The following is an 11,798-nucleotide window of genomic DNA, read 5'->3' on the forward strand; positions in this document are numbered from 1 at the left end:
ACCCCGGGCCCCACCCCGCATCGCGGCATGTCCCGACGCGACGCGCTCCTGGACCTGGCCGCCCTGCTCGTATTCCTGGCCGTCACCGCTGTGCTCTATCTGCTGATCGGTCCCAGCGCGGGCATGGTCACTGGTATCGCCACCGGCCTGTTCACCACCTACCACCCCACCGGCACCACACCCGTCTCGATGCCGCAGGCGGACCAGGAACCGCGATAGCCCCCAGGATGTCGGCCTCAGTCGATCATGCAGAGACGGTCCGGACGGCAGAAGCCGAGCCGACGCCACGCTTGCGCAAGCCGGACACGACCGCGCTGGGGTCCCGGACAGAACCGCCAAGTCGGTCCAGCGACGGGACCACGAGGGTGTCACCCTCGTGCAGGTAGTCGAGGGTCCGATTCTTGAGCGTTTCACCCCAGGCGGGCATCCGATGCTCTGTATACAAGGTGGAGAGGATGGGTATTGCCGCGCATCCCTCTTTAAACATTTTCCCCCCGATATAAGGAAAGGGGTCCGAACTGCCCGTGATCACCAACGGGTAGGGCGTGCCGATGGCGAGGACGTCGGCAAGAAGCCGCCGGTGCAGGTGGGTCAGATTCACGCGGGGGCAGCGCCCCGCGCGGCGGCCAACTCGGGGAAGGCGTTCTCCCAGGCATCGCGGATGAAGCGGCTGATCAGGGTGCGCAGGATGGGCCACTGGCCGATCAGGAGGTCCCGGTTGAGGAAGGCCTGCAGGTCCTCGCGCGGTCCTTCGGCCAGGACAGTGCGGTACAGGCTGACCCTCGACTTGAGGCCGGTCAGGTCATAGGAGCGGCGCCCGGACCAGACGATGTGCAGCGGCAGGTCGACGGTGCCCTGCGTGGGGCCGGTCAGGTCCTCCAGGCGGGCGGGCAGCCGGCGGGTGTACCGGGCGCGCAGCACCTCGGCGGCGTCAGGGACCGGGGGGCGGGGAGACGTGACGGCCATGGGCCCAGTATCGCCCGTCGGGCCGATGCCGGTCACTAGAGACTCCCGAAGCGCGACGGCCCAGCCGGCCTGGTGCTCTATCCACGTCAGTGTCCGGCTGGCCGGTACGGAACGCTTCGGGAGCGCTGATCCTGGCGGAGGTCGGCTGCGGAGCCGGGCCACTCGTGTCGGAGGTCCTGGGGAGAGCGGCCCCAGCGGTCGGTCACAGGGCGCGCGAGGCGGAATGCGTCGTTGCTGACGGCCCGGCCGCGTTGGGTACCGGCGCATGCCCCGAGGGACTGGACCTGGGCGTTTTCTCCGGCGGAGCCCGGATCCGGGCAGCGGTGCGTTGCTCGACCCGAGGTGGGCAAAGACCGAATCTGCCCCGTGTGACCACCGCCCTACGGGGTAAAACCGACCGCTTGTGCGGTTTCCTGTGGCAGGTTGTGGGGCTCCGGAGGCCGCTGGGGCCGTCGGATTCACGTCTTCCAGGGGGAAGCCGCATGTCCTTACGTGCCACAGGCACGCCGTTTCGGCGTGCCCGCATGAGAAAGACCCCGCTCGCAGTCCTGGGCACGGCCGTCGCGGGCGCCTTGACCTTGACTGCGTTACCGGCAGCCACCGCGTCGGCGTCGCCGACTCCGGCCCCGGCATCGGCGTGGGGCAAGGAGAGTCCCCGCTTCGAGGTGCCGCCGGTGAGGACTGGCACCAATAAGCGGGTCGCGGCGCAGCCGGAGAAGGAACCGACGGCAGAGGCCGCCGCTTGGCGCCGCGCCCAGAAGCAGCACGCGACCACCTCGTTGACCACAGCCCCGCGACAGAGTGCCGCAGCCGTCAACACCTATGTACCCAAGGGCCAGGGCGCGGTGCCCTGGCACCGGATCTCCGACTTCCGTATCACCGATTCCCTGGTGGGGCGGGTGGATTACTCCACCGGCAACCTGATGCTGGCGGCCACCGACTTCGAGGTCGCGGGGGTGGGGCAGAAGCTGCGCCTGGCCCGTACCTACAACTCCCTCGACGCCCCGTGGGGGAGGGTGACGCAGCGGTGGTGGCAGGAGTACGAGCGCTACCTCGACCTCGGCTTCACCAACGAGGTGATCTTCTACGACGCCACCGGCGCCACGCTGAGTTTCACCAAGAACAGCGACGGCTCCTTCACCACGCCGGCCGGCTACTCCAAGGACCTGAAGAAGAACGCCGACGGCACCTACACCCTCACGGACCGTAAGAGCGGAACCAAGGACACCTACAACACCTACGGCAGCCTGACGAAGGACACCGACAAGAACAACGGCACCATCACCGTCACCCAGCACGACGAGGGCGGCGAGCAGAAGGGGTTCAAGCTCACCGAGACCCGTTCGGGACGCTGGATCGACCTCTACAAGACGGACGCCTCGCAGTGGCAGGCCAAGGACCACACCGGCCGCACCACGGTCTTCGACCTCGACCCCGCCGGCAACCTGGTGAAGACCGCGGACACCGAAGGCAAGACGACCGCCTTCGGCTACGACCCCTCCGGCCGCATCACCAAAATCACCACCCCTGAGGGCCGCGTCACGGTCTTCACCTACGACTCGAGTAACCGCCTCACCTCGATGCTCCGCGCCACGGGCTTCAACGGCACCGGCGAATCCGGCCCCACCTACACCTACGCCTACACCGCCGACACCCCCACCGCTGCTGGCACGACCACGGTCAACGACCCCGAACGCCACACCACCAAGTACGAACACGACGGCGACGGCGCGGTCACCAAGGTCACCGACGCCCTGAACCGCTCCCGTTCGCGCACCTACGACGCCCGCCACAATCTGGCCACCGCCACCGACGCGATGGGCGTGAACGGCACCGGTGCCAACGTCACCACCTACGGCTGGGACAGCCGCAACAACCCCACCTCCGCCAAGCTCCCCACCGGAGCCACCGCTTCGGCTGCCGGCTATCAGACGATCGCCGGGACGGACCTGCCCGGCACTGTGACTACTGCTGATGACGAGAAGACCGAGTACAAGTACGACGCGGCCGGCAACGCCCTCTCGGTCGCGCAGACCGGCACGGGTGGCGGCACCCGTACCTTCGACTACAACCCCTCCAGCCCCACGTGTGGCGGCTTCGAGGGCCAGACCTGCAAGGCGACGACGAAGATGACCGACAGCAAGTCGGTCGCGACGGCCTTCCACTACGACAGCAAGGGCAACCTCGACAAGGCCACCCCGCCCGCCCCGCTGGGCACCACCACCTACACCTACGACGCGCTCGGCCGTACCGACACGGTCACCGACGGCCGCGGCGTCAAGACGGTCTACGTCTACGACCACCGCGACCGCGTCACCAAGGTCTCCTCCACCCACGACACCGTCACCTACGCCTACGACGGCGACGGCAACCTCACCCAGCGCTCGGACGGCACCGGCGTGATCAAGTACGCCTTCGACCCGCTCTCCCGGGAGACGGTCCGCACCCTCCAGGACGGCTCCCAGACCCGCCTGACCTACACCCCCGCCGGGAACGTCGACTCCTACAGCGACCCCGCGGGCGTCACCGCCTACATCTACAACGAGGTCAACAAGCTCAAGGAACTGAAGGACCCGACCGGCAAGACCACCACATACGCCTACGACAACAACGACTTCCGCACGAAAACGAACTACCCCGGCGGAACCGTCCAGTCCATCAACCCCGATAAATCCGGCCGCCCGCAGACCATCAAGGCAACGTCTCCCAAGGGCACCCTGGTCGACCTCGCCTACTCCTACCAGAACGGTACCAAGGACAGCACCAAAATCCGCACCCTGACCGACGCGGCGGCCCAGAGGGAGACCGTCTACACCTACGACGGCGCGGGCCGCCTCACCAACGCCCGCGACGCGGACATCAGTGGAGCACCGAACATCTACGTTGTCTGGGCGTACTGCTATGACCGCGCGGGCAACACCACTTCTGAGGGAGGGGTCTACAACCAGACCTGCCCCAGCCGCACCACCTACACCTACAACGACGCCCAGCAGCTCACCGCGAAAAACGACTCCACCACCAACTGGTCCTACGACGCCATCGGCAACGAGACCGCCAGCGCCCCGACCCCCGAGACCACCCGCACCGGTGAGACCTGGACCGACTTCTCGCAGCTCACCTCACTGACCACGGGCGGCAGGACCTACACCGGGCAGTACGCCTCCACTGACCAGAGCGAACGCATCCGCCTGGGCGACACCTACTTCCACAACGGGCCCCTGGGCCTGTCCGGCACCAGCACCGGCGGCGTGGACACGGGATTCAACCGCGAACCCCAGGGCACCCTCAACTCCATGACGACCGGGGCCAGTTCGCTGTACTACCTCACCGACGCGCTCGGCTCCGTCGTCGCGCTCGTGGACGACACGGGCACAAAGGTCAACAGCTACACCTACACCCCCCGCGGCGCCGACCGCACGGCCACGGAGAAGACCCCACAGCCCTACCGCTTCGCCGCCGGCTACAAGGACCCCACCGGCCTGTACCACCTCGGCGCCCGCTACTACGACCCCACCCTGGGCCGCTTCACCCAGCCCGACCCCTCCGGCCAGGAAAAGAACCCCTACCTCTACGCCGAGGGCGACCCCGTCAACCGCATTGACCCCCATGGGCTGGTCAGTCTCAACGGCGTTGCTGATGCACTGGGGCCGGTCGGAGACCTCATACAGGGGAGCTATCACCTGCTGAACGGGGACACACAGGGCCTGTGGGGCGATGTAGCTGGACTAGCTGCGGGTGCTGCTGTCGGCTTGGGATGTGAATACGTCATGGCGTCGGCGGCGGCTCCTACTTTGGGCGCTTCGGCGGCAGCCGGCCAACCCGTATGTTACGCCGCTGCTTGGGGAGCCAGCACGGGAGTATCGAACCTAATCGGCGGGTAAAAATCAGCCACACTGGGCGGGCAGCAGCAATGCTGTCCGCTCTCTCCGATAAGAAACGGAGTGCTCATGGCACGTCTAGGTCGTTCCATGGAACAGCAGGGGCGCATACAGATGCTCTACACCATGACATCCATAGCTGCGGCAGTTCTTCTCATCTCTGGAATAGCGCTCGCAATACTGGGAAATTCTAAAGGGTGGATTGTTGCCGTCGTGGCTGTGGTCACATGGATCAGCCTGTATATGACTCATAAATACAACAAGCGGGCGACGTGAGCACCCAGCCAACTGCATTTCCCGCACACGGTGATCGAGTCACCATCTTCATAAAGGCTGGCAGTCCAACCACAAGTTTGGGCCAAACTCCGCTCCGCAATGGCGCACATTATCGGCGCTGGTGGCGTGCCAGCCGAGAAAGCATAAGACTGCTACAGCTACGTCAGTTGGTCATCGCCAGTGCGGTGTCGGGCCGGCAGAAGGGTGCGCTGACCAGTGAGCGTCAGAGCTGCGTCTGTGTGCGCGTGCGGGCGAGCTCCTTGAGGGCGACCCGGGCGGCGGGGGTGCCCGCGGGGCTCTGCCAGAAGGGGTGCGCGGTGATACGCCGGGACAGCTCCAGCAGCCGGCGACGGTGTGTGGCGCCGCCGACGGCCGTGGTGGCGAGCTGGTCGTAGACGGCGTACCAGGCGGTCTGAGCTGCCAGGAGATCGTGGGGGAAGTGAGTTCGCGCCATGGCTTGAATTAGACCACTTGGTGTGCCATGAATGCAGAAAGGAATTCGGAATGTAGGCGGAATTCTGGACGCAATGCTTTGCAGGAGATGAAGGTTTTGGCCCTTCGGAGCCGCCCTGCGGGGGGAGGCTTCAAACCGCCACATGCTGCGGGAGTGGTAACGCGACCGTGGTGAGTGATGTGGAAAAGGCGTCGCGAGGCGTCAGGTAGGGATTGGGAAGACGAACGCAAGTGAACCGCTGACGAAGTGTCGATCTAATGAAGTGGCATCGAAACCGGGGGGATCATGTGCTCTCTGGGATAAGTCTGGCGGAGACCCGTTTACTGGCCAGGTGGTGTCCGGCATGAAGGCGGCGTGAGTCCAATCTGCGGCTTCTGCAAGGAACATGGGAAGGCGCGCTCCGATACTGCTCCCGGTGCTTGGGGGCGAGAGGGAGAGCTCCAAGTGGTGGTCCCACGAGGGGTGGAGTACCGATGCGGGGCGCGCTGGCGGACCGGCTCGTAGTAGTGAAGAAGCGCCTGTAATGGGTGTGGAGCGAAGGGGCCGGGTCATTCGTAGCTGTGTAAGTCAGGTCAACCGGACGTTCTCCGGGAGGAGCCGATAGCAAGCTGAAGTCACCGGCCAAGCCGTTCGAGATTTTCAAATGGGAGGTTATGGAGGCGTACCGGGACGTCAAGAGAAACAAGGGCGCGCCAGGAGTGGATGGGCAGTCCATCGAAGAGTTCGAGAAGGACCTGCGGGGAAACCTGTACAAGATGTGGAATCGGATGTCGTCGGAGACCTACTTCCCTCCTCCGGTGCGTGCCGTGGAGATCCCGAAGCAGCATGGTGGCGGGACGAGGATGCTTGGCAGCCCTACCGTCGCCGACAGGGTTGCGCAGACCGTAGTGGCGCGGCATCTCGGAATTCGAGTGGACCCGATCTTCCACGAGGATTCGTACGGATACCGGCCGCAAAAGTCGGCCTTGCACGCGATCGAGACATGCCGACAGCGGTGCTGGAAGCGCAGTTGGGTGATCGATCTGGACATCCAGAAGTTCTTCGACAGCGTGCGCTGGGACCTGGTTGTCAAATCCGTGCAGGCTCACACCGACGCCGTCTGGGTGAAGTTGTATGTTGAACGGTGGCTGCGAGCGCCGCTTCAACTGCCCGACGGCATCTTGCAGATGCGGGACCGGGGGACCCCTCAGGGTTCGGCGGTCTCGCCCGTACTCGCCAACCTGTTCATGCATTACGCCTTCGATACCTGGCTGACCCGGGAGTACCCGGGGATCCAGTTCGAACGGTATGCGGACGACGCGGTCGTGCACTGCGTCTCCCTCCGCCAGGCCCGAGAGGTCCTGGCGGCGCTGGAGAACCGGATGGAAGAGGTCGGGCTGCGACTGCATCCCGACAAGACCAGGATCGTGTACTGCAAGGACTCGAACCGGCGAGGCTCTTACGAGCACACGTCGTTCACGTTCCTCGGATACACCTTCCAGCCTCGCGAGGCATGGTCGCGGCGCTTGCAGAGGAGCTACACCAGCTTCCTGCCGGCGATCAGCAAGGACGCCTTGAACAAGATCAGCAGGGAGGTCCGCTCCTGGCGGCTCCACAAGCAGATCAAAGCGACGTTCCACGAGCTCGCGCGGCGGGTAAACCCCGTCGTGCGCGGCTGGATCCAGTACTACGGAGCCTTCTACGGCTCCAGGCTGGTTCCCCTTCTCCTGCGCATCAATGCCTACCTGCTGCGCTGGATCAGGAAGAAATACCGGCGGTTTAGTTCGTTCAAGAAGGCTCACGCGTGCTGGCAGCGCATCACCGGCCAGCACCCGAGGCTCTTCGCCCACTGGGCGGTGCCCCCGAGGGCCTGGTGACCAGGATGACAAGAGCCGTGTGAACCGAGAGGTTCACGCACGGTTCTGTGGGAGCCCGGAGGTGAAACTCCTCCGGGCGACCCGACTTCGATTTCCTTGCCATGTGAGACGCGCCGCGCGACACCTCGCGGTGAAAGAGGCGGTCAAGACGGCCCGGCCTTCCCCTGGGTCCACTAGAAGTGGCGGCATGGCATCAGGAAACGATCCGCAGCGGGTCGAGGCGATGTGGCGCGCGGCCGATCTGGCGCGGTCCTACCTCACGCAGGACCGCGCCCGGATCGCGGCCTGTCTCACCGGTCTGGAATCCGACCAGCTCGAGCGCGTGCTGGCCTGGGCGGCCATCAGCCATGACGCGGTCTTCGACGAGCTGGGGGAGCCGTCCATGCCCTTGCGTCTGATCGATGCAGTGGCGGCGCTGGCGCCGACGGAGACCGAGTTCGCGGCAACCGCCGCGGTACGCCGCGTCGCAGCAGGCGAGGTGGGCCTCGCCCGGGCAGTGACAGATCTGCCGCTGGCGGACCAGGCCCACGCCATCACGATCTGCACGGCGGTGATGCGGCTGGAGGCACACGGCCGCGCCCGCGCCCTGGAGCAGATCGATGCACAGACCCGGGAGTACGAGCGGATGGGCCACCCCAGACCGTACACACTGTCCTGATCATCGAAGGCCGGGGGAGCGGGGCGGCCGTAGGCTGGAGGTCCTGCCCCGGGGGTTCTGGGAGGACGTACGCCCCGCCCTGTCTGGTCCGGTGCGATCAGCTTTGGCCTGGTCGCTTCTCTGAACTCTGACGCGTGCTCGGCGGGGTCGGTCGGCGCCGTCCCGTCATGGAGATCGCGGGGATCGACCGGCGGCTCATCGGCTGGCAGTCGACGCGCCGTCAGCAGATCGAAGAGGCGTTGCCGCCATCGACCCGGGCGGCTACGCGCAGGTGTTCAACGAACTGCTCCACGGAGACCTCTGCCCGCTGTGCCGCCGCGGCGGTCGTCGACGACTACACCCGCCCCGTCGGCCGGGGCTTCACCATGACCGCCGACCTGCACGCCCTGTACCCGCGCGACACGGAGGACCAGGCCGTGCTGCGCCCGCTGACCCGCAACCGGGTGCTTCCCCTCTACGCGCGGGCCCGGCTCGCCGCCAGAGCGCTCTCCGCCCGGGTTCACTCGGGGTGCGCCGCTCGGAGCGCCTGGGCTCCCGCACCCGCCCGTACACCGTCGCCGTGCCCGGCGCCTCGAGGTCCGGCCCGCGGCTCTCGCGTACGGACCGGAAGGCCGGCCGCGCCCAGGAACAGCAGCAGGGGACCGATGTTGCCGCGCTGGAGCAGACCCGCGCCACGATCGAGGCCGCGGCCAAGATGGCCGTCAGGCTCCAGGACGGCGTCCGGGAGCGCGCCGTCACTCACCGCCTCCAGTCGCAGGCCGCCCCGGCGACACCCGCGCCGTCACACACTCCGCCGCCCGGAGTGCAGCAGGCGCCGGGCCGGACACCCTCTGGAGGACTCGCATGACCACGCCGGAGATCCCGGGACTGAAGGAGGTCCTCGCCCGAGCCCGCGCAGCCAGTGAGGAGATAGCCGCCCCGCTCGATGAGGACCCGGAGCCCGAGACCGAGGAGTCCCCGGGCTGGAAGCCGATCTGGAAGCGGCCCCAGACACCGAAGTCGAAGGCGGCCAAGAAGAAGGAGCTGAGCGATCAGCGGGAGCGGCTCCAGGACGCCGGGAAGCGACGCCTCGCGGCTGGGGAGTCGCGCCGGCCCCGCTCCCGGCAGAGCCGGATCTGCAACGCGGCCGCGCGCCGCGATGCCCGCGCCCTGTCCCGGGTGCGGCACTCCAGTGCTTGGCTGTGGTGACGATGCCCGGCATCGTCCACCGAGTGGAGCCGACGATGTTCAGCATCCAGTGGCGCTGCACGACATCGAATGGGCTCCACTCAGTGGGCTCCACCCGGTGGGCCGCACCGAGTGGGCTCCACCCGGTGGGCTCCACCTGATGGACTCCATCGAGTGGACTCCACCGTGGTGCGCACCGGATGACGATGGACGCCACTCCGGTGCGCGCACCACCATGTCCGCCGCCGCACCCGGTGCGCACCATCCGACGGTGTCCGGCGCGCACACGCGCACCCGGTGCGCCGCACCCGTGTCCCGCACCGCACCGGTGCACGCACCGCCCGCCCACCCCTGTCCAGGTTCCGGCGGTCGCGCATCGCTCCTGGACCAGGTTCGCTACCCAGCACGCTTCCCCTTGTCAGATTCGGTGTGGGCTTTCAGTCAGGTCGCGGTCAAGGGCGCGTGTGATATAGGAGCCCACCCGGCCGTGGCGCGCGCCCGGCGCGGTGCGGCGCGGCCGGTGACGCGCACCGCGATGGGCGGTGTGGTGCGCCGGTGCGCGCACCACCGACACCGTCACCGGACCTGGCACGCACCGGGTGCGCGCGGTGCGAGGTGCGCACCACCGGCATCGGATGGTGCGCACTACACGGCGGTGAGGCAGCGCCCGGATATAGGCGAAGGCGCCGGTGACGTTCTCCGGCTCCATCGGAGCGAGCGGCGCGGTGACGGTGTTCTCGGGCATGACAGCTCCTCACGTTCGGGCCGCCGCTGATCGCGGCGGCCTCGAAAACACCCTCGAACTGCGGCCCTGTGGACAGAGTCCAGCTGCTGACGAGGGAGACCTCTCCTCCCTCCGGTTGTGCCGAGGCAGGCCTTGTTGGGCAAGGCAGCCTGCCTCGCAGCTGCTGGCGGGGGCGTCACGCTTAGCAGTTGGCAATCGTGACGCGGGTCAGTTGCCAGCCGTGGTCACGGGCAGTGATCTGCCTAGGCGTGGAACTTACTCGTGTGCGGAGGGCGCCTGCTGCGGCGGCTTGAGAACTCGGCGGGCGCGGTATCGTCCGATTGCCGAGACCGGGCCCGGATCGGAAGGCGGCCACCAGTGCGTCGCCGCATTCCCAGTCGTTCCACGTACTGCTCAGCACGTCGAGAAGCGGAAGGATGCCATGATCCGGAACAACGGCCCCGACGAGCAGATTTTAGTTCTTGTTCGGCTCCTTCTGGTCCTCGTCCTGGTAATGATCTTCGTAGGTTTCGCCTGGGTGACCTGGCAAAACCCCGCATTGGTGGAGCCCTTAAGTGTGGCCACGGGCGGTACAACACTGGTGCTGGGCGTCATGGCCTTCGCCCTCGCGTTACCTCGCCGGTAGAGACTGCACGGCCTGGGCCAACGTCTAGCACGCCCCTGACCGATCAGGCCCTTCTCCGTCCCAGTGATATTGCACGGCGGGGAGCCCTTGCTGGCCCGACCCGCACGGCCCTGCGTTTCCACACCAACGGCGTTCTGCTCAGCTCCCGCTACCTCATCCACCTGCTGGCGCAGGCCGCCGGGACCGGTCGCCGCTCGCCTCGAAGTAGAGCTATGTACGGGTGGGCATCTCCATGGGGGGCGACAAGGTTGCCAATGACCGCCATCATCGCCCTCAGAGGAACCAGAGAGCGACATCAGCGATAGAGGCCGACAAGCGGGCTGATTTGCCAACAGAACTGCTTCGTCACACCGGTTGTCCTCTGACAGTTGGACCGCTTGCCTGACCACGTCGCACCCTTCGCAAAACCCGGGCGCGGCCCAAGAATGGGCGCCATGGCCGACAACACGCTGTGGGTAGGCGTACTGACCGCGGGCACCGCGGTGGTGGCGAGCTGGGTGACCAGCCAGGGCACGGCGCGTGCCGCCCGGATTCAGGCTGAGACGACGGCGGCGGTCCAGCGGGCGGATCAGCGGCGCACCGCGCGGCGGACCGCCTACGCCGACGTCATCGAGCAGGCGCAGAAGATGGGTGACCTGTACTGGAAGGTCAACGATGCCCACGCCGACCCGGATCCCGAGTCGCGCACGGCCGCGCTCAAAGACTTGCGGCTACGGTTGCGCGACGCGTACGCGACGCTGCGCCACCTCGTACGAGTGGTGGAGCTGGAAGGGCCTCAGGAGGCAGCGGCGGTCGCCGACGGGCTGCGGCGCTCGACGTCTGACAACTACCAGGCACTGGAGGACATGATCCGGGGCGAGGCGGACGCGATCCAGCGGTTCAACGAGTGCTATGCCCCTTTCTGGGACCGGGTCGTCGCCCTCGTGGCCATCGCGCGGGAGGTGCTCCAGGAGGGTGCCGTCCCGGCGCCGGTTCCCACACCGGCCCCCCAGGCGCCCCGGCCATGGTTCCGGCATCGGCCGAGGGCAGGAGGATGAGCAGGCCCGTCACCCGTCAGTCGTCGCGTAGGGGCAGTAGTCGGTCCACCTTCAGCGGCAAATGGTCAGGTTCGATGTCAGAGGACAGCGGTTGATCACGATGCGGTTACGACGGCGAGGTTTTCCGAGGTCGGCG

At 66.9% G+C, this 11,798-nt stretch carries 11 protein-coding genes and 1 pseudogene; 8 read left to right on the forward strand and 4 right to left on the reverse strand.

What is annotated here, in order from left to right:
* Window positions 1-219, forward strand: a pseudogene (locus tag ACJA3G_RS04120) (hypothetical protein); the annotation flags it as partial.
* Window positions 220-244: 25 nt separating this feature from the next.
* Here the strand turns inward: ACJA3G_RS04120 and ACJA3G_RS04125 are convergent.
* Window positions 245-487 (reverse strand): recombinase family protein, encoded by a 243-nt coding sequence (locus ACJA3G_RS04125; RefSeq protein WP_406551502.1) that lies wholly within the window; start codon window positions 485-487, stop codon window positions 245-247.
* A 110-nt stretch (window positions 488-597) separates the two neighbouring features.
* Complete coding sequence (locus ACJA3G_RS04130) at window positions 598-966, reverse strand: hypothetical protein (RefSeq protein ID WP_406551479.1); 369 nt, start codon at window positions 964-966, stop codon at window positions 598-600.
* Between the two features lie 524 nt (window positions 967-1,490).
* On the opposite strand from ACJA3G_RS04130, the gene ACJA3G_RS04135 reads away from it, so the two are divergent.
* On the forward strand, window positions 1,491-4,847 hold the full coding sequence (locus tag ACJA3G_RS04135) for an RHS repeat-associated core domain-containing protein (protein ID WP_406551480.1): 3,357 nt from the start codon (window positions 1,491-1,493) through the stop codon (window positions 4,845-4,847).
* A 496-nt stretch (window positions 4,848-5,343) separates the two neighbouring features.
* On the opposite strand, the gene ACJA3G_RS04140 is transcribed toward ACJA3G_RS04135, so the two are convergent.
* On the reverse strand, window positions 5,344-5,574 hold the full coding sequence (locus ACJA3G_RS04140; RefSeq protein WP_406551481.1) for a hypothetical protein: 231 nt from the start codon (window positions 5,572-5,574) through the stop codon (window positions 5,344-5,346).
* A 653-nt stretch (window positions 5,575-6,227) separates the two neighbouring features.
* Between ACJA3G_RS04140 and ltrA the strand changes: the two genes are divergently transcribed.
* The 4 genes from ltrA (at window position 6,228) to ACJA3G_RS04160 (ending at window position 9,276) form a co-directional block, all read left to right on the forward strand.
* Window positions 6,228-7,430 (forward strand): group II intron reverse transcriptase/maturase, encoded by a 1,203-nt coding sequence (gene ltrA, locus ACJA3G_RS04145; RefSeq protein WP_406551482.1) that lies wholly within the window; start codon window positions 6,228-6,230, stop codon window positions 7,428-7,430.
* 187 nt (window positions 7,431-7,617) lie between these two features.
* Entirely contained in the window at window positions 7,618-8,088 is a 471-nt protein-coding gene (locus ACJA3G_RS04150; protein ID WP_406551483.1) for a hypothetical protein, read from the forward strand.
* A 559-nt stretch (window positions 8,089-8,647) separates the two neighbouring features.
* Window positions 8,648-8,935, forward strand: a complete 288-nt coding sequence (locus tag ACJA3G_RS04155; protein WP_406551484.1) for a hypothetical protein — start codon at window positions 8,648-8,650, stop codon at window positions 8,933-8,935.
* A complete protein-coding gene (locus tag ACJA3G_RS04160) occupies window positions 8,932-9,276 on the forward strand; it encodes a hypothetical protein (protein ID WP_406551485.1) in 345 nt (114 codons plus the stop codon). Before ACJA3G_RS04155 ends, ACJA3G_RS04160 begins: the two co-directional genes overlap by 4 nt.
* Window positions 9,277-9,673: 397 nt before the next feature.
* Here ACJA3G_RS04160 and ACJA3G_RS04165 read toward each other — a convergent pair whose 3' ends face one another.
* Window positions 9,674-10,000: a hypothetical protein gene (locus tag ACJA3G_RS04165; protein ID WP_406551486.1), complete on the reverse strand. Its 327-nt coding sequence runs from the start codon at window positions 9,998-10,000 to the stop codon at window positions 9,674-9,676.
* Window positions 10,001-10,421: 421 nt separating this feature from the next.
* On the opposite strand from ACJA3G_RS04165, the gene ACJA3G_RS04170 reads away from it, so the two are divergent.
* Window positions 10,422-10,625 (forward strand): hypothetical protein, encoded by a 204-nt coding sequence (locus ACJA3G_RS04170; RefSeq protein ID WP_406551487.1) that lies wholly within the window; start codon window positions 10,422-10,424, stop codon window positions 10,623-10,625.
* Window positions 10,626-11,059: 434 nt separating this feature from the next.
* Window positions 11,060-11,662, forward strand: coding sequence for a hypothetical protein (locus ACJA3G_RS04175; protein WP_406551488.1), 603 nt, complete (start codon window positions 11,060-11,062; stop codon window positions 11,660-11,662).
* Window positions 11,663-11,798 lie beyond the last annotated feature (136 nt).

It is taken from the genome of Streptomyces sp. YS-3, assembly GCF_045257485.1.
Classification (GTDB): Bacteria; Actinomycetota; Actinomycetes; order Streptomycetales; family Streptomycetaceae; genus Streptomyces.